We start from the raw sequence: 21,268 nt of genomic DNA on the forward strand, positions 1-21,268 counted from the left end.
AAAATACACTATGCCACGCAGCATTCCGGCGCTAGATAGCTATCTGGATTTCAGGAGGCAGGCAGATGGCAGTGGTAATCGACGGCAAGGCAAAGGCAGCATCCGTAACAGAAGCTGTGCGTGAAGCGGCAGAACTGCTGGAGCAGCACACAGGCGTCAAGCCCGGGCTCGCGGTCGTCATCGTCGGCAACGATCCCGCTAGCCATGCCTATGTCAATTCCAAGAGCAAGACGGCCAAGCAATGCGGCTTTAACTCCGTTCAGCACACATTGCCAGAAGAGACGACGCAGGCGGAGCTGGAGGCTTTGGTTGCAACCCTGAACACAGACGTCTCCATCCATGGTATCTTGGTGCAACTGCCGCTACCGAAGCATCTGAACGCCGATCCCGTCATTCAGTCGATTTTGCCGGAAAAAGACGTGGATGGCCTGAGTGTCCTCAACGCTGGCAAGCTTGCCACGGGCGATCTGGAGACAGGTCTGATCTCATGTACACCCGCCGGTTCCATGTTGCTGGCCCGCAGCATTCATGGCGATGACCTGTCCGGTCTCAGCGCGGTCGTCATCGGTCGCTCCAACCTGTTCGGCAAGCCGATGGGGCAACTGCTGCTCAACGCCAATGCTACCGTCACCATGGCGCATTCACGCACGAAGGACCTGGCTGCGGTCTGTAAGACTGCCGATATTCTGGTGGCTGCGGTCGGTCGCGCACAGATGGTCAAGGCGGATTGGATCAAGCCCGGTGCGACCGTCATCGATGTCGGCATCAATCGCATTCCAGCGCCGGAAAAGGGTGAAGGCAAGTCCAGACTGGTCGGTGATGTGGCCTATGATGAGGCAAGCGCCGTTGCCAGCGCCATCACGCCGGTTCCAGGGGGGGTCGGCCCGATGACCATTGCCATGTTGATGGCCAACACCGTGATCGCGGCGCATCGTGCTCTTGGAAAACCCGCGCCAAAATTCTGACCGGCTTCAGCCTTGGGCGGGACCTGTCGATCCGCGCACCACAAGCTCGGCCTTCCACAGTTCCTGAAGACTGTCGGTTTCGCCCGTCTTGATCTGGTTGATCAGACGCTCGGCAATCCGCAGGCCCGCCGCCCGTAGCGAAGATCGCGTCGTGGTCAGCGGCACGGAAAAATTGACAGGTTTGAGCAAAGGCAAAACGTCGTCATGGGCGATGAGCGATATGTCTTTTCCCGGCTTTAGTCCCCGTTGATTGAGGGCTCGCACCGCGCCCAATGCCAGGGCGGTGGAGGCACAGATTACCGCTGTCGGTGGAGCGGGGCGAGACAAAAGCTCTTCCATCTTCAGGTAGCCAGCCTCGTCGTTCATGATGCTGTGGCTGACATGATCGTCTTCCAGCGCAAGCCCATGCTCGGCTAATTCCGCCTCCACGCCGCGATGACGGCGGAAGGTGAAGTCGTAGCCCTCAGGCCCGTTCAAAAGCGCGATATCGCGATGCCCGAGTTGCAACAGAAGCGATGTCGCATCGCGGAAGGCCGTCTCATTGTCAACGTCGAGATAGGGGTAGTCTGTATCGACGCCCCAGGATCGGCCATGAACCATGAACGGGATCGACAGGCTCTTTACCATCTCGATCCGGCTGTCATTCTTTTTCATATAGGCGAGATAGATGCCATCCACGCCGCCACTCGCTGCCAGTTCCCGCAATGCGTTTTCTTCATTGGAAGGGTCGGTCGGCATGATGACGAGATGAAAGCCGTTGCGAGCGGAAGCTTCGCCAAGCCCGCTCAAGAACTCGCCGAAATGCACGTCGGATGCATGGTCCGGCCCCGTTGGCATCACAAGGCCGATGGAACCCATCTTGCCAGTTGCCAAACGCTGGGCGGCGGCATTTGGCCTGTAGCCGGTTTGTTGTGCCGCCTCGATGATTTTGCGCCGCGTCTCGGCGTTGACCTCGGGATATCCATTCAGAGCACGGCTGATCGTGGTTTGGGAAATGCCCAGCAACTGCGACAATTGTTTCAGGTTCATCGTGTGCAGTGCTCCTCCAACCAGTCATGCTCGGATGTGGACGATGCTCCTCCATACGTCCAAACCGCTTTGAACAATAGCAAGTGTTATCAGCGCGGACAATTGGAAAAGTCCAGTGTTTCTCCCGCATAGTTTGCATGGTGCGCCGCAACATAATCACCAAAGCGCTAAAGTTTAAGGCAGCCCTTGACTCGGCTTCCATCTCAATGAGATGAATAGGTAGCCAAAGCGCTTTGAGTATCTTTGTGGGCGCAACGCCTGCGAATGTGATGGGAGGTAGATCACATGAAAAAGACTTTCTGGACGACCGTGGCCATAGCCACGTTGTTTTCGGGCATGTCCCTTGCGGCAGACCTGAAGTTCAAGCCCGGTGAAGACACGAAATTCAACTGGAAGAGCTACGAAGACTTCAAAACCGCCAATGCCAGCCTTAAAGGCGAAACGTTGACGATCTTCGGCCCATGGCGCGGTGAGGACGAGGCGCTGTTTCAGTCTGTTCTGGCCTATTTCGCCGATGCGACCGGGGTGAATGTCCGTTATTCCTCATCGGAAAACTACGAGCAGCAGATCGTTATCGATACGCAGGCCGGTTCTCCTCCCAACGTTGCCATCCTTCCGCAGCCCGGCTTGCTGGCCGACCTTGCGGCCAAGGGTCTGCTGACGCCGCTAGGTGATGAGACAGCCAAGTGGGTGAAGGACAATTACGGCGCGGGCCAGTCCTGGGTGGATCTGGGGATGTATCCCGGCAAGGACGGCCAGAAGGCCTATTTCGCCTTTCCATTCAAGGCCGACGTGAAGTCGCTGGTCTGGTACGTGCCTGAAAACTTCGAGGAGGCGGGCTATAAGGTTCCCGAAAGCGTTGAGGATCTCGTCAAGCTTTCCGATCAGATCGTCGCCGATGGCGGCACGCCGTGGTGCATCGGTCTTGGTTCCGGCGGCGCAACCGGCTGGCCGGGCACGGATTGGGTCGAAGACTTCATGCTGCGCACGCAGCCACTGGACGTTTACCTCAAGTGGACGACGAACGAGGTAAAGTTCAACGACCCCCGCGTCGTTGCGGCCATCGAGGAATTCGGCAAGTTTGCCAAGAACGACAAATATGTCTCGGGTGGCGCAGCGGCCGTTGCCTCCACCGACTTCCGCGATAGTCCAAAGGGCCTCTTTGACATTCCACCGAAGTGCTACCTTCACCGTCAGGCGTCCTTCATTCCATCCTTCTTCCCTGAGGGTACCAAGGTCGGAACGGATGTCGATTTCTTCTACATGCCGACATTCGCCTCCAAGCCTGAACTCGGCAAGCCGGTTTTGGGCGCTGGAACGCTGTTCACCATTACCAAGGATTCCAAGGCAGCCCGCGCCCTGGTCGAATTCCTAAAGACGCCGATTGCGCATGAGGTCTGGATGGCACAGTCCGGCTTCCTCACGCCCTACAAGAACGTGAACCTCGACGCTTACGCCAGCGAGCAAACCAAACGTCAGGGACAAATCCTCACCACCGCCACCAGCTTTGGTTTCGACGGCTCTGACCTGATGCCCGGCAAGATCGGTGCTGGGGCATTCTGGACCGGCATGGTCGATTTCGTCGGCGGCAAATCTGCGCAGCAGGTCGGCGACGATATCCAGAAGGCTTGGGACGGCCTGAAATAATCGAAAACTCCGCCCGGCAGTGCCAGTTACTGCCGGGCCGTTTCTCTAAAGATCTCGGCCAACGCGATACGACGGTGTTTGGCCGGGCATAAAACGGATAACGGGGAGGGAATGTGATGACCCAGATCGTTTCGGCGCTCGGCGTGATGATCGTCGGCGTCTTCGCCTGCGCCGCCTATTACTGGCTGTCGGACAAGGCGCTACAGCTCATTTTCCCGGTCAAAGACGGAGACGTGATCCACGCGTCGCGCAATTTGAACCGGCGCGCGGCGATCCGCCCTTGGCTCTTTGTCGGTCCGGCACTGCTGCTCCTGATCGTCTATCTCGTCTATCCGGTCGTTGCGACCTTCATCCTGTCCTTCTACGATCGGACCGGCGCGAATTTCGTCGGCCTCAACAATTACCGTTGGGCCTTTTTCGATGCCGGTTTCCGCCAGTCCATTTTCAACAATATTCTCTGGCTTGCCGTCGTGCCTGCTGCCTGCACCTTCTTCGGTCTCGTCATCGCCGTCATGACCGACCGCATCTGGTGGGGCAACATCGCCAAGTCCATCGTCTTCATGCCCATGGCCATCTCCTTCGTCGGGGCATCGGTCATCTGGAAGTTCGTCTATGAATATCGCGGGGAAGGTCAGGTTCAGATCGGCCTTTTGAACGCCATCGTTGAATATTTCGGCGGCAGCCCGGAGGTCTGGATTTCCATGCCCTTCTGGAACAACTTCTTCCTGATGATCATCCTCATCTGGATCCAGACCGGCTTTGCCATGGTCATCCTGTCGGCTGCTCTTCGCGGCATTCCCGAAGAAACCGTAGAGGCTGCCGTCATCGATGGCGCGAATGGCTGGCAGATTTTCTGGAAAATCCTCGTGCCGCAAATATGGGGCACCATCGCCGTCGTCTGGACGACCATCACGATTCTCGTCCTCAAGGTCTTCGATATCGTGTTGACCATGACCAACGGCCAGTGGAACACCATGGTTCTCGCCAACCTCATGTTCGACTGGATGTTCCGCGGCGGTGGTGACAGCGGCCGAAGTGCCGTCATCGCGCTCGTCATCATGGCCGCTGTGACGCCCATCATGATCTGGAACATTCGTCAGGCAAACCGCGAGATGGAGGGCCGTTGACATGAGCATCGCAACGCGTATTCGCCGCATCGGCCTGCCTCGCCTGATCGTTCACATCAGCGTCCTGTTCGTCGTCCTGCTCTGGCTCCTGCCGACGCTCGGCATTCTCGTCTCTTCGCTGCGAGACAAGGACCAGCTGGTCGTGTCCGGCTGGTGGACTGCTTTTTCCAGTTCCAGTCAGACGCAGGCGGTTCGTCTTGCCGATCCTGCAACACAAAAACAGGAAGGTGACAGGTTTGTCATCGCTGGTAACGTTTTCGAAAACGGTGCCGGGGGCAAAGTGTCTGCTTTCGGCGTCAGGGTGCAGGAGCCCTCGGCGTTCGAAGCTGGCAAGGTCGTTGATCTGGGCGATGGCGAAACGCTGCTCGTCAATGAAGATGGCACTTACCAGTACAGCAAGAATGCCAGCTTCGAAGGCTCACGCGCCAAGCGCGTATACCTCGCCGTTGGTACACCACCTATCTTCACACTCGACAATTACCGCACGGTTCTAACGTCGGAAGGCATCGGACAATCCTTTGTCAACTCGCTGACGGTCGCCATTCCTGCCACGGTCATTCCGATCCTCATTGCAGCCTTTGCGGCCTACGCGCTGTCATGGATGAAGTTTACCGGGCGGTCTCTCATCATCGCCATGGTCGTCGGCCTTATCGTCGTGCCCTTGCAGATGTCGCTCATTCCGCTGTTGCAGCTCTATAACTGGATCGGCAATGTCTTCGGCGTGCCGTCCAAGACCTATGCGGGCATCTGGCTGGCGCATACGGCGTTCGGTCTACCGCTCGCCATCTATCTGCTGCGCAACTACATTGCCGGGCTGCCGAAAGAGATCATCGAAAGCGCCCGTGTCGATGGCGCCAGCGATTTCGAAATCTTCGTCAAGATCGTCCTGCCGTTATCCTTCCCGGCACTCGCCTCCTTCTCAATCTTCCAGTTCCTCTGGACATGGAACGACCTGCTGGTCGCCATGGTCTTTCTCGGCACGCAGAAGGACGAGCTGGTGCTGACCGGGGCGCTCAACGCGCTGCTCGGTTCGCGCGGCGGCAACTGGGAAATCCTCACCGCGTCGGCCTTCGTCACCATCGTCGTGCCGCTCTGCGTTTTCTTCGCTCTCCAACGTTACCTTGTACGTGGCCTGTTGACCGGCTCCGTCAAGGGAGGCTGATACTCCATGAATGCCCATACCTCACAGGATACTGCAATGACGTCTTCTGCTCTCGTGCGCGACAAGGATTGGTGGCGCGGTGCCGTGATCTACCAGATTTACCCGCGCTCTTACCAGGACAGCAACGGTGATGGGATTGGTGATCTTAAGGGCATCACCTCGCGTCTGGAGCATATTTCCAAGCTCGGCGCAGATGCGATCTGGATTTCGCCCTTTTTCACGTCACCAATGAAGGATTTCGGCTACGACGTCTCCAACTATGTCGATGTCGATCCGATGTTCGGCACGCTGGCGGATTTCGATGGGCTGATTGCCGAAGCGCACCGTCTCGGCGTCCGCGTCATGATCGATCTCGTCCTGTCGCACACGTCGGATCAGCACCCATGGTTCGTGCAGAGCCGCTCCAGCCGCCAGAACCCCAAAGCGGACTGGTATGTGTGGAGCGATGGCAAGCCGGATGGCACGCCGCCCAACAACTGGCTGTCCATCTTCGGCGGTTCCGGCTGGCAATGGGACCCGACCCGCATGCAATATTTCATGCACAACTTCCTCACCTCGCAGCCGGACCTGAACCTGCACAATGAAGAGGTGCAGCAGGAGCTGTTGAACATCACCCGTTTCTGGCTTGAACGCGGCGTCGATGGCTTCCGTCTGGATACCATCAACTTCTATTTCCATGACAAGGAGCTGCGCGATAACCCGGCCTTGGCACCGGAACGCCGCAATGCGTCCACGGCGCCTGCCGTGAACCCCTATAATTTCCAGGAGCATATCTACGACAAGAACCGCCCTGAAAATATCGCGTTTTTGAAGCGCTTTCGCGCTGTGCTGGACGAATTCCCGGACATTGCAGCCGTGGGTGAAGTGGGTGACAGCCAGCGTGGCCTTGAAATCGTTGGAGAATACACCTCCGGCGATGACAAGATGCAGATGTGTTACGCCTTCGAATTCCTGGCACCCGACGCCTTGACCCCGCAGCGCGTGGCCGATGTGCAAGCGGATTTTGCGCGCGCGGCACCAGAGGGATGGGCCTGCTGGGCGTTCTCCAACCATGATGTTGTCAGGCATGTCAGCCGCTGGGGTGATGTGGTCGAAGACAAGGACGCCTTTGCCAAGGTTCTCTCGGCGCTTTTGATGACGCAGCGCGGTTCGGTCTGCATCTACGAGGGCGAAGAGCTTGGCCTGACCGAAGCCGATATCGCTTTTGATGATCTGCAAGACCCCTACGGCATCCAGTTCTGGCCGGAATTCAAGGGCCGTGATGGCTGCCGCACGCCGATGGTCTGGGATGCCGGTCATGCGCTGGCAGGTTTCTCGACAGCCGAGAAGGGCTGGCTTCCCATTCCGCCCGAGCACAAGCAGCGCGCCGTCAGCGCCCAGCAGGGCGATGAAGCATCGGTTTTGGAGCATTACCGCCGCTTCCTCGCGTTCCGCAAGCTGCATCCGGCCTTTGCCAAGGGCAAGATCGAGTTTCAGCCGGTGGTCGGCACGGTGTCGAGCTACACGCGCACGCTGGGCAACGAGACTGTGCAGTGCCTCTTCAACCTCTCCGCTGAGCCTTCAACGGTGACCTTGCCGGACGGCAATTGGGAGGTTCTGGACGGTCACGGCTTTTCCGCAGAGCAAAGCGGCAATGAGGTCACATTACCGGCATGGGGCGCATTTTTCGCCCGTTACGCCTGAAGATATAGGGAGGAACACCACATGACGGGCGTTATTCTGAAGGACATCCGCAAGTCCTACGGTCAGGTCAAGGTCCTGCACGGTATCGACCTGGACATCAAGCAAGGCGAGTTCATCGTCTTCGTTGGCCCCTCCGGCTGCGGTAAATCAACGCTTTTGCGCATGATTGCGGGTCTTGAGGAGATCACCGGCGGCGAGATGTATATCGATGGCCAACTGGTCAACGAAATCCCGCCCTCGCGGCGTGGCATCGCCATGGTGTTCCAGTCCTATGCGCTCTATCCGCATATGACGGTCTACGACAACATGGCCTTCGGCATGAAGATCGCCAAGGAAAACCGGCAGGAAATCGACCGCCGTGTGCGCGCTGCTGCCGATATTCTGCAGCTGACGCAGTATCTGGAGCGTCTGCCGAAAGCGCTCTCCGGCGGTCAGCGCCAGCGTGTCGCCATCGGTCGCGCCATCTGCCGTAATCCCAAGGTCTTCTTGTTCGACGAGCCATTGTCGAACCTCGATGCAGCCCTCCGCGTCGCCACCCGCATCGAGATCGCCAAACTTGGCGAGCAGATGGCGGATACGACGATGATCTATGTCACGCATGATCAGGTAGAGGCGATGACGCTCGCCGATCGCATCGTCGTGCTGAATGGCGGCCGTGTCGAACAGGTGGGCGCGCCGCTGGAGCTTTACGAAAATCCCGGCAATCTCTTCGTTGCCAAGTTCATTGGCTCTCCTGCCATGAACATCATCGCCGCGACGATCAAGGAAACAGGCGCGAAGACTGCGATCGAACTGGTCGGGGGCAAGACGCTTTCCGTCGATATCGAGACCCCGTCTGGAGAAGAAGGGAAGGCCGCATCCTTCGGGGTACGCCCGGAAGATTTATCCATCGTCACCGGTGACGACTATCTTTTCGAAGGTAAAGTTTCCATCGTCGAAGCGCTGGGAGAGGTCACCTTGCTCTATCTGGAAGCGCCTGCCGGACAGGAGCCCATTATCGTCAAAATCCCCGGCATTGCGGAAGCCAAAAAAGGTCAGCTTTTGCGCTTCTCCGCACCGTCTCAAAAGCTGCATCTGTTTGACGCGCAAGGCCAGACATATCGCCGGTAAAAGGCCGTTTAGAACGGCTTTTTTACCATGATATAAAGCCGTGCCGGTTTGGAATAAATATTCCATGATCAATAAAACGCTGCGAGATCAGGTGGTTGGTTCGAACAGTAACTGCCCACCGATATGACTCCAAAGATATACACAGTCCGTTCCGGCATGTGTTCCATATCGAAACGGCGACAGAAATTCTTAAGGAGTTCTGGCTAGTCTTTTCCTTGGAACGTAACAAAAGGAATTCGGCAGTGAACGCCCGGGCAGATATCGGCAAACCCACCTATCTCAGCAAGGAAGAATCTTTCATGTACGACCGCGAAGGTCGTTTCAAAATGGAAGATACGATGAATGCCGCGCGTATCGAATACACCGAGAAAGCCGTTATGAATATGGCGTCGCGCCGATGTGACGTCATCAAGATTTCGAAGTCCGAGGCCGTTCTCGCGCTGATGACGCAGTATAATCTGCCCCAGCAATTTTACCTCGACATCCCCGATGCCCGCATCACTAAAATTGGCTGCGTGCTGCTGAAGGTCAATCCCAACAACACGATCCACGTTCGCTTCCTGCATCTTCTGACCAAGAAAGACATGGACCGGATTTTCGTCTTCAGCACCCACCCGGCGCACAGAGACCGCAAGCTCGATGTTCGCGCTTGGTAATATAACCCGGCCTGTGATCGTCTAGCCGTAAACTCTTTTGTCGCCGATCTTGAACCATGCCTTGGCGATCTTGCCGCTGATGATTTCATAGATGCAGATGACATCCAACTCTCCGGGACCTTCTGGAAAGGTCCGGATCACCGTTTCATGGTCGATGACGGTATTGCCCATCACGAGACGATGCAGCAACTTGCCATGTAGGTTCGGCTCCTTGAACCGTTCGACATGCCTCTCGCGAATTTCCTCGGCAGTCCCGGCGACGAGCTGATCTGGGAAGACGTAATACTGGCAGTCATCCGCCCACCACGGCATGAACGTGTCGATGTCGCGTGCGTTATAGGCCTCCAGCTGCATTTGCACGGGGTAGGCCGGATCTGTGGGATTCTTACTCAATTTCAATTCGAGAAAACGCTGGCACCATGATCGGCAGCCCCGACACTGCGACGGAAGGGCGCGAACAGCTCGCGGCCCATGCCCCATTCATTCGCCGAAAGGTCGGCTGTTGCCGGTTCGCGGGCAGACAGTTCGGCAGATGAAACCAGAACTTCGATCGTGCCGGTAATGGCATCGAGCCGGATCATGTCGCCATCGCGAATACGAGAAATCGGGCCGCAATCGACGGCCTCCGGCGTCATGTGGATGGCGGCAGGCACCTTGCCGGATGCCCCGGACATGCGCCCATCGGTCACCAGCGCCACCTTGAAGCCGCGATCCTGCAACACGCCAAGCGGCGGCGTCAGTTGGTGCAGTTCCGGCATTCCATTGGCCTTCGGTCCCTGGAAGCGAACGACAGCCACGAAGTCACGGTTCAGCTTGCCTTCCTTGAAGGCGGTCTGAAGGCTCTGCTGATCGTGGAAGATCATGGCCGGTGCCTCGATGACATGACGCTCCGGCTTGACCGCAGAAATCTTGATGACGGCCTTGCCGAGATTGCCGGTCAGCATCTTCAGTCCGCCGGTCGGCTGGAATGGCGTTTCGGCGCTAGCCAGAACCTTTGGATCATGGCTGACCTCCGGCGAGGACCTGCGGGCTACACCACCGTTTTCATCCAGCGTCGGCTCGATCGTGTAGGCCTCGAGCCCATGACCAAACACGGTGCGCACGTCATCATGCACGAAGCCCTGTTTCAGAAGCTGCTTGATGAGAAAGCCCATGCCACCTGCGGCATGGAAATGGTTCACATCCGCCAGGCCGTTTGGATAAACGCGCGCCAGAAGGGGAACCACGTCGGACAGATCAGAAATATCCTGCCATGTCAGCACGATACCAGCCGCCCGCGCCATGGCGATGAGGTGAAGCGTGTGGTTGGTGGAGCCGCCCGTGGCGTGCAGCCCAACGACGCCGTTGACCACGGAACGCTCATCGATCATCTCGCCCGCAGGCGTAAACTCGTTGCCCTGCGCGGTGATCGCCAAGGCCCGCTTCGTTGCCTCACGCGTCATCGCATCACGCAATGGCGTGTTGGGGTTGATGAAGGACGAGCCGGGCATATGAAAGCCCATGATTTCCATCAGCATCTGGTTTGAGTTGGCGGTGCCATAGAACGTGCAGGTGCCGGGGCCGTGATAGGATTTGGATTCGGCTTCCAGCAGTTCGGCGCGGCCTACCTTTCCCTCAGCATACAGCTGGCGAATCCGGGACTTCTCGTCATTCGGCAGACCCGATGTCATTGGTCCTGCCGGAATGAAGATGGATGGCAGGTGGCCGAAGGACAAAGCGGCAATCACCAGACCCGGCACGATCTTGTCGCAGACGCCGAGAAATAGCGCCGCATCGAACATGTTATGGGACAGACCGATACCCGCTGCCATGGCAATCGCATCGCGCGAAAACAGCGATAGCTCCATACCCGGCTGTCCCTGCGTCACGCCATCACACATGGCTGGAACCGCACCCGCCACCTGCGCAATGCCGCCCGCTTCCTTGGCTGCTTCGCGGATCAGGTTTGGGTAGGTCTCAAACGGCTGGTGGGCCGAGAGCATGTCGTTGTAAGCGGTGATGATGCCAAGATTGCCAACTCTGTCGCCGGCAAGGATGTCCTTGTCGGCGGGGGAACAGACCGCAAACCCGTGCGCGAGATTCGCACAAGACAGAACGGACCGATGTACGCCCTTCGTGACCTGAAGCCGAAGCCTTTCGAGATAGATCTCGCGATAAGGTTTCGAGCGCTCGACGATACGGGCCGTTATAGCCTGAATACGAGGGTCGGCAGCCATGGGCGTTCATCCTGTCCTTCTGTTGATCATCGGCCAGACGCTTGGGCACGTCGGCCGGTCATCATGTTGCTGTTTCAAGCGTAGGGCTTATGGGGCCCAATAGATATGTACGGGCGATTCCGCGCGGTTGAGAACGGCCCGAACGGGCATGTCTTCCTCATCCAGATCGGATTTCGCCTTGTCGAGCGTTTCCTTCTTGGCAGCGCCTTCGATATGCAAAACCAGGAAGCGGGCATCGTGAAGCGCGGAGAGATTGAACGTCAGCCGTTCTTCGCCAGCGGTTTCGGCAGCCATCGGCAGCACGGCGCGCTCTTCGTCCAGATCGAGTGCTTCTTCGAGATTATCGCCACCGGGGAAGAACGAAGCCGTGTGACCGTCCGTGCCCATGCCAAGGACGACAACGTCGAACGGATCGCAGATCGCTTCCGTCTTGACGGTCGCAAGCGTTGCCGCATCGTCAGGCGTTGCAAAGAACTGAAAGAGCGGCACGAAATACGCGTAGGTCGCCGCGTTCTGCAGCAGGTAGTCGGCAACCAGCTTGTGGTTGGATCGATCGCTTTCAGGGGCTACGAAACGCTCGTCCACCAAGGTTACGCTGATGTTTTTCCAGTCCAGTTTATGTTTGGAAAGTTCATTGAAAAACAGTTTTGGGGTGGAGCCGCCAGAAACGGCAATGCTTGCTGTTCCACGCTCGGAAAGTCCACGCTCAAGGCGTTCCGCAACGTCCTTTGCCAGCGTTTCTGCCAACTCAGCGCCGTTTGCAAAGATATGCTCTTGTCCAATCATTGGCATATCCCCTTAATCGGCTTCGTGCCATGTGCGGCCATCGCGTTCGATCAAAGCGATGGAGCCGCTTGGTCCCCACGTACCCGATGTGTAACCCTGAACCCCCTGGCTCACGGCTTCCCAGCTTTTCAGAATGGGATCAACCCACTTCCACGCCGCTTCCACTTCGTCGCGGCGCATGAACAGGGCCTGATTGGAGCGGATCGTGTCCATCAACAGGCGCTCATAGGCATCCGGGCTGCGCACGTTGAAGGCTTGGGCAAAGCTCATATCCAGTGAAACCTGACGCAGACGCATGCCGCCTGGACCTGGGTCCTTGATGAGCAGCGACTGTTTGACGCCTTCATCCGGTTGCAGGCGAATGACCAGCTTGTTGGCTTCCACCTTGCCCGCCGCATCATCGAAGATCGAATGCGGGATTTGCTTGAAGGTGACGACGATCTCGGACACGCGGGTCGCGAGACGCTTGCCGGTGCGAATGTAGAACGGCACACCAGCCCAACGCCAATTGGCAATTTCAGCCTTGATGGCAACAAAGGTCTCGGTGTTGGAGACGCCGCCCTCCAGTTCTTCCAGATAACCCTTGACCGGGCCACCGGCGGAAGCGCCGGCGCGGTACTGGCCGCGGACGGTCAGCTTCTCGACATTGGATTCGTCGATCATCTTCAGCGAGCGCAGAACCTTGACCTTTTCGTCACGCACCGCCTCGGCGTTCATGGAAGAGGGGGGCTCCATCGCAACGAGGCACAGCAACTGAAGAATATGGTTCTGCACCATGTCGCGCAGCGCGCCAGCCTTGTCGTAATATCCGGCGCGGCCTTCGAGACCGACGGATTCGGCAACCGTGATCTGGACGTGGTCGATATGGGCGGAGTTCCACAGCGGCTCATAGAGCGCATTGGCAAAGCGCAGCACCATCAGGTTCTGCACGGTTTCCTTGCCGAGGTAATGGTCGATACGGAAGATCTGCTCTTCCTTGAAGACGTTGCCCAGCGTGTCATTGAGCTCCAGCGCAGATGCCAGATCGCGGCCAATCGGCTTTTCCACGACGATGCGGGTGGATTTGGTGATGAGCTTGTGATCGCGGATCTTGAAAGCGATATCGCCGAAGATTCCGGGCGCAACTGCGAGATAGAAGGCGCGAATGCGGTCCTTGCCCTCATCCAGAAGCTTCTTCAGCTTGTCCCAGCCGCCATCAGACTTCGCATCGACGGGAACGTAGAACAGGCGCGCGCAGAATTTTTCGACCTGCCCGTCGTCATATTCGCCCTTCTTGAGATGCTCTTTAAGAGCGTCCTGCGCGAATTTACGGTATTCCTCATGCGTCATGACGGAACGGGAAGCGCCGATGATGCGTGTCGGTTCGGACAGCTGGTTTTCCACCTGACGGTGGTAAAGGGCTGGCAGAAGCTTGCGCTCGGCCAGATCGCCAGTGCCGCCGAAGACGACGCAATCGAAGGGCTCGACTGGAATGATTTGACTGCTCATACCGATTCTCTCGATCTTTCCGTGTTGGGGGCATCCATAATCTAATCGATTTAAAAATGCCAGACGTGTTGTAAGAATTTATGAATTTTGCGTGCAAGCCGTTGTTTATGTTCACGATGAGGTCGTCTCACGAACACCTGCTCCAAACGCTCGATTAAAACCTGTCGCGCAAGGCGTACCATGAAAGCGCCAGAAACAAGAGGGGTGCCCGCAACGTCGTGCCGCCCGGAAAAGACGGCACATCCAGCGAAGCGAACTGATCCAACGCCTTGTCCTTCGCAATGACCATATCCGCATAGAGCTTGCCGCAATAATTGGATAACATCACGCCATGACCGGAATAGCCGCCGATGGACATCACGCCCGGCATGACTTCGCGCACGAAGGGCTGGCGGTTGAGGGTGATGCCAACAGAGCCACCCCAGGCATGTGTCATCTCGACAGTGCTGAGCGCAGGATAGATTTCGGCGATCTGCTTGCGGATGTGTTTGGAAATGTCGCGCGGTGAATCCGCTGTGTAGGCCTCACGCCCGCCAAACAGCAGACGATTGTCCGGTGTCTTTCGGAAATAGCGCACCACGAAACGGCTATCTGCAACCGCCTCTTTTCCGGGAATGATGGTCGGGAAGTCATCCAGCGGTACAGTTGCGCCGATGAAGGAGCGGATCGGCATGACATGCGCCGCCGTGACCGGCTCCAGATTGCCGATATAGGCATTGGTGGCGATCAGAACACGGTCGGCCGTGATGGTACCGGACGGTGTTTCGATGAGCATCTTGCCGCCAGTCTGGCGAATGGATTTCGCAGGTGTCATCTCGAAGATTTGCGCCCCGACCGCTTTCGCCGCCTTTGCCAGACCGATGATGAGCTTCAGCGGGTGGATGTGCCCGGTACCGGTATCGCGAACGCCGAAATGATAATGGTTGGAGCCAAGCCTTTCAGCCGTTTCAGCCTTCTCCATGAAGGAGACATGGGCGTAACCGTAGCGGCTGGTCATGGCGTCCACGCTTTTGCGATAGGCCTTCTCATAGGATGCCTTATGCAGGACGTTCAATTGCCCTGGCAGGAATTCCATATCGATGGCGTTGTCTCTGGCAAAACCCAGGACATAGTGCTTGGCGTTTTCGGCGATGTCGAACAGCGCCTTGGAACGCTGAAAGCCGATGTCCTTTTCCAGATCATCCGGCCATGCGCGCTGACCTGTCCCGAACTGTCCGCCATTGCGCCCGGATGCCCCATCGCCAAAACGATGGCCTTCGACAAGCGCTACGGACACGCCCGCCTTTGCCAGATTATAGGCCGCTTGCAAGCCGGTGAAGCCACCGCCGATCACCGCCACGTCCACCTTACGCGAGCCGTCCATCGCCGCATATTCGGGCCGCTCGCCCGAACTGTCCTGATACCAGGACATGCCGGGTGCAATAGGGCTTTGCCATGTCATGTGCGGCCCCTCATACGTTCAACAGCAGGAATTCCCGTTCCCACGGGCTGATCACCTGCATGAAGGTCTCGAACTCGCCTCGCTTCAGACCAGCATAAAGGCCGACGAATTCATGCCCGAAGACACGCTCCAGCTGCGGTTCGCCTTCCAGAAGCGCTACAGCCTCTAGAAGACCGCGTGGCAATTCGATGGAACCTTCGTTGGCCGTCTCGTAGGTCGGTTCGGTCGGCTCGATATTGTTCATGATGCCAAGCCAGCCGCAGGCGAGAGACGCAGCGATGGCCAGATACGGGTTGGCATCGGAACTTGGCAGACGGTTTTCCACACGCCGTGCTGAAGGACCTGATATCGGAACGCGGAACGCGGTCGTGCGGTTATCATAGCCCCAGGCATTGTTGACCGGGCAGGCCATGTCGGGCGTCAGGCGGCGGTAGGAGTTGACGTAAGGCGCCAGCATCACCAGCGCGTTCGGCACATAACGCTGCATGCCGCCCACAAAGGAGAAAAACTCCTTGGAAGGGCTGCCATCCTTGTTGGAAAACACGTTTTCACCGGTCTCGATATCGACAACCGACTGGTGAATATGCATGGCCGAGCCGGGCATGCCCTGCATGGGCTTGGCCATGAAGGTGGCATAGATGCCATGTTTCAGCGCCGCCTCGCGAATGGTGCGCTTGAACAGGAAGACCTGATCGGCCAGTTCTATGGGGTCACCGTGGCGCAGGTTGATTTCCAGCTGCGCCGGACCCTCTTCATGGATCAGCGTGTCAATTTCCAGACCCTGCTTTTCCGAGAAGTGGTAGATGTCGTCGATCAATTCGTCGAATTCATTAATCCCGGCAATCGAATAGCTCTGCCCGCCGACGATCGAGCGGCCCGAGCGCCCCTTTGGCGGATGCAGCGGGTAATCCGGGTCATCGTTCATGGCGACGAGATAGAACTCGATTTCTGGCGCAACGACCGGCTTCCAGCCCTTGTCCTTGTAGAGGTCGAGCACGTTCCGCAACACGTTGCGCGGTGTGTAAGGAACGAAAGCGCCTTCCTGATCCACCACATCGCAGATGACCTGCGCGGTAGGGTCGCTTTCCCATGGAACGACGCAGAGTGTTGAAAGATCGGGAACAAGCTTCAGGTCGCTATCACGGGGCTCATAACGGAAGTTCGCCGTCTCATCCGGGTATTCGCCAGAGATCGTGTGGCGGTAGAGGGCAGACGGAAGCGCAAGGGATGTGTCGCCGGTAAATTTGGATGTCGGCATCATCTTGCCGCGGGGAACGCCCGCAAGGTCCGGCGTGATGCACTCGATATCCTCGATGCCGCGAGCTTTCAGCCACTGCGCGGCTTCACGCCATGTGGAGCAACCGCGTGTCGGAGAGACATCGACAGGTATTTTCTTTGCCATGTTTGCCGGTTTTTTCGGACGGAGCATGGTTTTCTTGGGAGGCATAAATCACCGGCTGTGTGTTTCGATTGGCACTATCATAGCCAGACTTTGTCATTTGGCAAAAGGGGGAGCGCCATTGACAACAAGCCTGACTTCTAAAAGAGGAAGTACACTGAAACTAGGGAAACTCCATGACGGAAAAATGTAACGTGCTGATATTGGGCGCTGGGGCGGCTGGCATGATGTGCGCCCTCCGCGCCGGGCAGCGTGGCCGCTCCGTCATCATCCTCGATCACGCCAAGGCGCCGGGCGAGAAGATCCGCATTTCCGGCGGCGGGCGTTGCAATTTCACCAACATCCACGCAGGCCCGAAAAACTATCTATCGAACAATCCCCATTTCGCCAAGTCGGCCTTGGCGCGCTACACGCCACGCGATTTCGTATCGCTTGTCGAAAAGCACCGCATTGCCTTTCACGAAAAGGCACTGGGTCAGCTTTTCTGCGACGACAGTGCCAAGGATATCATCCGCATGCTGCTGAGCGAAATGCAGGCGGTGGGTGCGAAGCTCAGGCTATCGACGGATATCTCCACGGTCGAAGCCATTCCGACCGGCGGTTTTCGCGTTTTCACCTCAGCGGGTGTCATTGAAACGGAAAGTCTGGTTCTGGCCACTGGTGGAAAATCTATTCCAAAAATGGGCGCGACCGGCTTTGCCTATCGTATTGCCGAACAGTTCGGCCTCGATCTCATCGAGACACGCCCCGGACTTGTACCGCTGACGCTCGAACCCACACAACTGGAAAAGCTCTCGGCTCTCTCTGGCATTGCCGTTCCCGCCGAAATTTCCCATGGGAAGACCGGGTTCAAGGAGGCATTGCTGTTCACCCATCGTGGCTTGAGCGGGCCGTCTGTTCTGCAAATCTCGTCCTACTGGCGTGAGGGCGATGAGATCAGGTTGAAAATGGAGCCTGATCTCGATGTTATCGGTCACTTGAAGACGGCGAAAAAAGCCAATGGTCGTCAGTCTGCCCAGACGGCCCTTGGTGACATTCTGCCGAAACGACTGGCGCAGCATGTGGCGGAGCGAGCGGGCGTCACCGGCAATATTGGCGATATGTCCGACAGGACCTTATCGGCACTGACCGCTGCCGTGCAGGAGTGGACCATCAAACCATCAGGTTCCGAAGGTTATCGCACGGCGGAAGTCACACTCGGCGGCGTCGACACGACAAATCTCGACTCCAAATCCATGCAGGCGAAAAACGTGCCGGGTCTCTATTTCATCGGTGAATGTGTGGATGTCACAGGCTGGCTGGGCGGCTATAATTTCCAATGGGCATGGGCATCCGGCCACGCCGCCGGAGAATCTGTCTGAGCCGCCGACATCTTAAGGCCTTATTAAGAGACGCGGAGTCATGCTGATCGAATGCCAGCACAACGCAAGTTGATACATGATGTCCCGCTGGACGCCGGAACCCGGCATCGATCGGTTATGTTTCTCGTTCAGGAAGCCGCTCATGATGATGTCCAGAAAACCTGCCCGTGCCATCGCAATTGCTCGCACTGCCAATGACAACGCCCAATACGCCTTCCGCCTGAGCCTGATCGCTAGCGGCGCGATTGCTGCGTTTCTGGTGCTGTTGCACTAAGCTTTTCAGCGCATGGCCGCAAACTATAATCGCTGATTTGATCAGTCGCCACGGCGTCGACGCGCGCGCTGCGTCCGCATAAAACCTGTCCTCTTCCTCTCTTGGGTTTCGTGCCGCATCAGGATGGGTAATCTTCAGTAAAGCCAATGCTGAATAAAGCTCCTGCATAAACGCCTCCGTAATGTGAGGCTTCAGCATGAGCGATATTTTTCGATTTATATGCAGCTGAAAATGCCCTATGTTTTTCATTTATGAAAAACCTTGGCTGGGATGCATTTCAGATATTCCTTGACGTCGCGCGCAGTGGCGGCCTGACCGGTGCCACAGCAACGTCGGGCCTCAGCGCTGCGACCATTGGGCGGCGGATGCTGGAGTTGGAGCGGTCGCTCGGCAAATCCCTGTTCATCCGAAGCCAGACCGGTTACGTGCTGACCGCCGATGGCAGGGCGCTTCTTGACCAGCTTCAGAGCATGGAAGGCGCCGCTCGCAACATCGATGGTTGGCGCAAATCCGGTGCCGGTTCATCGCTGGTCCGCATCGCGGCGGGCACATGGAACGCGCACCTGCTGACAACCAATTTTTCGGCGATCTGCAATGAGCGGGATGATTTCCGGGTCGATCTGTTCGTGGCGGAACAACGTGCCAGCCTCGCACACCGCGAAAACGATATCGGCATTCGCGCATTCGAACCGGAAGAGCGCAATCTTGCCGCCATCAAAACCGGGAACGTGGCCTACGCGGCCTATCGCTTACGCAATGCGCCAGCGTCGATCGGTGACAGATGCGTTGCCGTTGCAAAGGAAAACGCGATTTCCGCCTATTTGCGTTGGCCGCACGAAAACAGGAGCGACAGCATCATGGTAACCGTCAACCGCCCGATTGTGCTGCTGGACCTTGCTCTGGCAGGTGCGGGTGTCGCGGTGCTGCCGTGTTTCATCGGGGATGGAGACCCGCGCCTGGTGCGGGAAGGTGGCGAGATCGAAGAGCTGCGCCACCGCCAATGGATCGTCATGAACAACGAAGACCGCCACCGTCGCGATATCCGGACGGTGGCAGATCGAATGGTGAAGCTGATCAAGGATCACCCCGATCTCTACGCCGGACGGCATATCCGCCCGGTTTGAGGTTTAGGATCAGGCCGCAGCCTTGCCCTGTGCAACGATAACCGGGATCATCAGATCGCCCCAGTTTCCATCACCGCCGTGGTGGCGGGCGGAACGGACGAGTTCGACCGAAACGCCGGCCTCGACTGCGTTCATGACCGCCTGGTTAAGGCGATGCAGGTCGTTGGCCAGCATGCGGATCGCGCTTTGCTGGTCCTGGCTCATGGACGAGGATTGTTCCTCGGTGCGTTCCTTGACTCTCGAAATCGAAGCCATTGTCTTTTCCTCCGTTCAATGGGGTTGAAGCTTGTTTGTTGCATGTCGTTATCGCAAAACCGCTTTACACTTTCGCGCGACATGCTTGTCATTCGGCTGCAGGGCGGAACTGGTCGTGTTCAGTCGATTCTTTCATGGCGGTGGTGGATGATGTGCCGCCGGATATGGCCGCCGAAACCGCATCGAAATAGCCGGTGCCGACTTCGCGCTGGTGCTTGGTGGCGGTGTAGCCGTTGATTTCGGCGGCGAATTCCGCTTCCTGAAGCTCCGAATAGGCTGCCATCTGCCGGTCCTTGTAGCCGCGTGCCAGTTCGAACATGCCGTAGTTGAGCTGATGAAATCCGGCAAGGGTAATGAACTGAAACTTGTAACCCATGGCGCCCAATTCGCGCTGGAACTTGGCAATCGTCGCATCATCCAGGTGCTTCTTCCAGTTGAAGGACGGTGAGCAATTATAGGCCAGCTTTTTGCCCGGATGCGCCTTGTGGACACCCTCTGCAAAGCGTTTGGCCTGCTCCAGATCCGGCTTGGAGGTCTCGCACCAGATGAGATCGCAGTAGGGCGCATAGGCATTGGCGCGGGCAATGCAGGGCTCGAGACCGTTCTTGACCTGATGGAAGCCCTCGACGGTGCGGCCCGCATCGTAATCCACGAAAGGCTGGTCGCGCTCATCGATGTCAGAGGTCAAAAGCCGTGCGGCTTCGGCATCCGTGCGGGCAATGACCAACGTTGGCGTCCCCATGACGTCGGCTGCCAGGCGCGCTGCCGTCAGGTTGCGGATATGCGCCGCTGTCGGGATCAGAACCTTGCCGCCGAGATGGCCGCACTTCTTTTCAGACGCCAGCTGGTCTTCGTAGTGAACACCGGCAGCACCGGCCTCAATGAATGCCTTCATGATTTCAAAGGCGTTCAACGGTCCCCCGAAGCCAGCTTCCGCATCGGCTACGATCGGCGCAAACCATGTGTCGACGGAGAGGCCTTTGCCTTCGGATGTCTCGATCTGGTCAGCGCGCTGCAATGTCTTGTTGATGCGCTTTGCCAGTTCCGGCGCGGCATTGGCCGGGTATAGCGATTGGTCGGGGTACATGGATGATGCGGTGTTGGCGTCAGCCGCAACCTGCCAGCCGGAAAGATAGATCGCTTTCAAACCGGCGCGAACCATCTGCATGGCTTGATTGCCGGAGAGCGCGCCGAGCGCATTGATGTAGCTTTCCCCGTTGATGAGCTGCCATAGCCGGTTGGCACCCATTTCGGCCAGCGAATAATGGATCTCGACAGAGCCGCGCAGCTTCTCGACATCCGCTGCCGTGTAGGTCCGCTCGATGCCATCAAAACGACCCTTCGGGGCGTTCGGTACAAGCTTGTAAAAATCCGTCATATCTCTCTCCCTTTGTCACGATGTCGTTGACTGATCCACTCCCGATCAATCAACATGCGATGTGAAACTATTTACAATTTACTGCCGTCCGCCGCCAGTTCAAAAGCAATATCAGTAACTTGAAAGAGGTCATGCTGTAGGAAATTTGACATCAGATTTTGTAAAAT

At 57.5% G+C, this 21,268-nt stretch carries 19 protein-coding genes; 9 read left to right on the forward strand and 10 right to left on the reverse strand.

Annotated features, from left to right (window positions below):
* Positions 1-65: 65 nt before the first annotated feature.
* The gene (folD, locus tag GGQ73_RS03775) at positions 66-965 is read left to right on the forward strand and encodes a bifunctional methylenetetrahydrofolate dehydrogenase/methenyltetrahydrofolate cyclohydrolase FolD (RefSeq protein ID WP_183894070.1); all 900 of its coding nucleotides are present in this window, start codon (positions 66-68) and stop codon (positions 963-965) included.
* Positions 966-971: 6 nt separating this feature from the next.
* Here folD and GGQ73_RS03780 read toward each other — a convergent pair whose 3' ends face one another.
* Complete coding sequence (locus GGQ73_RS03780) at positions 972-1,994, reverse strand: substrate-binding domain-containing protein (protein WP_183894072.1); 1,023 nt, start codon at positions 1,992-1,994, stop codon at positions 972-974.
* A gap of 285 nt (positions 1,995-2,279) precedes the next feature.
* On the opposite strand from GGQ73_RS03780, the gene GGQ73_RS03785 reads away from it, so the two are divergent.
* The 6 genes from GGQ73_RS03785 (at position 2,280) to GGQ73_RS03810 (ending at position 9,379) form a co-directional block, all read left to right on the forward strand.
* Positions 2,280-3,641, forward strand: a complete 1,362-nt coding sequence (locus tag GGQ73_RS03785; protein ID WP_174152123.1) for an ABC transporter substrate-binding protein — start codon at positions 2,280-2,282, stop codon at positions 3,639-3,641.
* A 113-nt stretch (positions 3,642-3,754) separates the two neighbouring features.
* On the forward strand, positions 3,755-4,768 hold the full coding sequence (locus tag GGQ73_RS03790) for a carbohydrate ABC transporter permease (protein WP_183894074.1): 1,014 nt from the start codon (positions 3,755-3,757) through the stop codon (positions 4,766-4,768).
* A 1-nt stretch (position 4,769) separates the two neighbouring features.
* A complete protein-coding gene (locus tag GGQ73_RS03795; RefSeq protein ID WP_183894076.1) occupies positions 4,770-5,930 on the forward strand; it encodes a carbohydrate ABC transporter permease in 1,161 nt (386 codons plus the stop codon).
* Between the two features lie 6 nt (positions 5,931-5,936).
* Positions 5,937-7,613: a beta-galactosidase BglA gene (gene bglA / locus GGQ73_RS03800; RefSeq protein ID WP_183894078.1), complete on the forward strand. Its 1,677-nt coding sequence runs from the start codon at positions 5,937-5,939 to the stop codon at positions 7,611-7,613.
* A 21-nt stretch (positions 7,614-7,634) separates the two neighbouring features.
* A complete protein-coding gene (locus GGQ73_RS03805; RefSeq protein WP_183894080.1) occupies positions 7,635-8,723 on the forward strand; it encodes an ABC transporter ATP-binding protein in 1,089 nt (362 codons plus the stop codon).
* Positions 8,724-9,022: 299 nt separating this feature from the next.
* Positions 9,023-9,379 (forward strand): hypothetical protein, encoded by a 357-nt coding sequence (locus GGQ73_RS03810; protein WP_174152306.1) that lies wholly within the window; start codon positions 9,023-9,025, stop codon positions 9,377-9,379.
* A gap of 21 nt (positions 9,380-9,400) precedes the next feature.
* On the opposite strand, the gene GGQ73_RS03815 is transcribed toward GGQ73_RS03810, so the two are convergent.
* The 6 genes from GGQ73_RS03815 to GGQ73_RS03840 all read right to left on the reverse strand — a co-directional run bounded on the left by GGQ73_RS03815 (position 9,401) and on the right by GGQ73_RS03840 (position 16,757).
* The gene (locus GGQ73_RS03815) at positions 9,401-9,772 is read right to left on the reverse strand and encodes a nuclear transport factor 2 family protein (protein ID WP_234910880.1); all 372 of its coding nucleotides are present in this window, start codon (positions 9,770-9,772) and stop codon (positions 9,401-9,403) included.
* A gap of 2 nt (positions 9,773-9,774) precedes the next feature.
* Positions 9,775-11,595 carry a phosphogluconate dehydratase gene (gene edd, locus GGQ73_RS03820; RefSeq protein ID WP_174152129.1) on the reverse strand — a complete coding sequence of 607 codons (1,821 nt, stop codon included), beginning with the start codon at positions 11,593-11,595 and terminating at the stop codon, positions 9,775-9,777.
* A gap of 87 nt (positions 11,596-11,682) precedes the next feature.
* A complete protein-coding gene (gene pgl / locus GGQ73_RS03825; RefSeq protein WP_234910881.1) occupies positions 11,683-12,381 on the reverse strand; it encodes a 6-phosphogluconolactonase in 699 nt (232 codons plus the stop codon).
* 12 nt (positions 12,382-12,393) lie between these two features.
* The gene (gene zwf / locus GGQ73_RS03830; RefSeq protein ID WP_183894086.1) at positions 12,394-13,869 is read right to left on the reverse strand and encodes a glucose-6-phosphate dehydrogenase; all 1,476 of its coding nucleotides are present in this window, start codon (positions 13,867-13,869) and stop codon (positions 12,394-12,396) included.
* 154 nt (positions 13,870-14,023) lie between these two features.
* A complete protein-coding gene (locus GGQ73_RS03835) occupies positions 14,024-15,310 on the reverse strand; it encodes an NAD(P)/FAD-dependent oxidoreductase (RefSeq protein WP_183894088.1) in 1,287 nt (428 codons plus the stop codon).
* 10 nt (positions 15,311-15,320) lie between these two features.
* Positions 15,321-16,757: a glutamine synthetase family protein gene (locus GGQ73_RS03840; protein ID WP_174152133.1), complete on the reverse strand. Its 1,437-nt coding sequence runs from the start codon at positions 16,755-16,757 to the stop codon at positions 15,321-15,323.
* Between the two features lie 128 nt (positions 16,758-16,885).
* On the opposite strand from GGQ73_RS03840, the gene GGQ73_RS03845 reads away from it, so the two are divergent.
* Positions 16,886-18,070 carry a BaiN/RdsA family NAD(P)/FAD-dependent oxidoreductase gene (locus GGQ73_RS03845; protein ID WP_183894090.1) on the forward strand — a complete coding sequence of 395 codons (1,185 nt, stop codon included), beginning with the start codon at positions 16,886-16,888 and terminating at the stop codon, positions 18,068-18,070.
* 115 nt (positions 18,071-18,185) lie between these two features.
* Here GGQ73_RS03845 and GGQ73_RS03850 read toward each other — a convergent pair whose 3' ends face one another.
* The gene (locus GGQ73_RS03850) at positions 18,186-18,593 is read right to left on the reverse strand and encodes a hypothetical protein (RefSeq protein ID WP_183894092.1); all 408 of its coding nucleotides are present in this window, start codon (positions 18,591-18,593) and stop codon (positions 18,186-18,188) included.
* 2 nt (positions 18,594-18,595) lie between these two features.
* On the opposite strand from GGQ73_RS03850, the gene GGQ73_RS03855 reads away from it, so the two are divergent.
* Positions 18,596-19,468, forward strand: coding sequence for a LysR family transcriptional regulator (locus tag GGQ73_RS03855; protein ID WP_183894094.1), 873 nt, complete (start codon positions 18,596-18,598; stop codon positions 19,466-19,468).
* A gap of 9 nt (positions 19,469-19,477) precedes the next feature.
* On the opposite strand, the gene GGQ73_RS03860 is transcribed toward GGQ73_RS03855, so the two are convergent.
* Together GGQ73_RS03860 and aceA are read right to left on the reverse strand one after the other, a co-directional pair.
* Positions 19,478-19,723, reverse strand: a complete 246-nt coding sequence (locus GGQ73_RS03860) for an SMc00767 family acetate metabolism repressor (protein WP_183894096.1) — start codon at positions 19,721-19,723, stop codon at positions 19,478-19,480.
* An 88-nt stretch (positions 19,724-19,811) separates the two neighbouring features.
* A complete protein-coding gene (aceA, locus tag GGQ73_RS03865) occupies positions 19,812-21,101 on the reverse strand; it encodes an isocitrate lyase (protein WP_183894098.1) in 1,290 nt (429 codons plus the stop codon).
* Positions 21,102-21,268 lie beyond the last annotated feature (167 nt).

The organism is Rhizobium skierniewicense, from assembly GCF_014196515.1.
GTDB classification, from domain to species: domain Bacteria; phylum Pseudomonadota; class Alphaproteobacteria; order Rhizobiales; family Rhizobiaceae; genus Agrobacterium; species Agrobacterium skierniewicense.

Excerpts from the sequence above, each read along its gene's own strand:
- GGQ73_RS03780 (WP_183894072.1), bottom strand. The coding sequence starts at position 1,994 with ATGAACCTGAAACAATTGTCGCAGTTGCTGGGCATTTCCCAAACCACG.
- edd (WP_174152129.1), bottom strand. The coding sequence starts at position 11,595 with ATGGCTGCCGACCCTCGTATTCAGGCTATAACGGCCCGTATCGTCGAG.
- folD (WP_183894070.1), top strand. The coding sequence starts at position 66 with ATGGCAGTGGTAATCGACGGCAAGGCAAAGGCAGCATCCGTAACAGAA.
- pgl (WP_234910881.1), bottom strand. The coding sequence starts at position 12,381 with ATGATTGGACAAGAGCATATCTTTGCAAACGGCGCTGAGTTGGCAGAA.
- GGQ73_RS03795 (WP_183894076.1), top strand. The coding sequence starts at position 4,770 with ATGAGCATCGCAACGCGTATTCGCCGCATCGGCCTGCCTCGCCTGATC.
- aceA (WP_183894098.1), bottom strand. The coding sequence starts at position 21,101 with ATGACGGATTTTTACAAGCTTGTACCGAACGCCCCGAAGGGTCGTTTT.
- GGQ73_RS03845 (WP_183894090.1), top strand. The coding sequence starts at position 16,886 with ATGACGGAAAAATGTAACGTGCTGATATTGGGCGCTGGGGCGGCTGGC.
- GGQ73_RS03850 (WP_183894092.1), bottom strand. The coding sequence starts at position 18,593 with ATGAAAAACATAGGGCATTTTCAGCTGCATATAAATCGAAAAATATCG.
- GGQ73_RS03840 (WP_174152133.1), bottom strand. The coding sequence starts at position 16,757 with ATGCCTCCCAAGAAAACCATGCTCCGTCCGAAAAAACCGGCAAACATG.
- GGQ73_RS03860 (WP_183894096.1), bottom strand. The coding sequence starts at position 19,723 with ATGGCTTCGATTTCGAGAGTCAAGGAACGCACCGAGGAACAATCCTCG.
- zwf (WP_183894086.1), bottom strand. The coding sequence starts at position 13,869 with ATGAGCAGTCAAATCATTCCAGTCGAGCCCTTCGATTGCGTCGTCTTC.
- GGQ73_RS03855 (WP_183894094.1), top strand. The coding sequence starts at position 18,596 with ATGAAAAACCTTGGCTGGGATGCATTTCAGATATTCCTTGACGTCGCG.
- GGQ73_RS03805 (WP_183894080.1), top strand. The coding sequence starts at position 7,635 with ATGACGGGCGTTATTCTGAAGGACATCCGCAAGTCCTACGGTCAGGTC.
- bglA (WP_183894078.1), top strand. The coding sequence starts at position 5,937 with ATGAATGCCCATACCTCACAGGATACTGCAATGACGTCTTCTGCTCTC.
- GGQ73_RS03835 (WP_183894088.1), bottom strand. The coding sequence starts at position 15,310 with ATGACATGGCAAAGCCCTATTGCACCCGGCATGTCCTGGTATCAGGAC.
- GGQ73_RS03785 (WP_174152123.1), top strand. The coding sequence starts at position 2,280 with ATGAAAAAGACTTTCTGGACGACCGTGGCCATAGCCACGTTGTTTTCG.
- GGQ73_RS03810 (WP_174152306.1), top strand. The coding sequence starts at position 9,023 with ATGTACGACCGCGAAGGTCGTTTCAAAATGGAAGATACGATGAATGCC.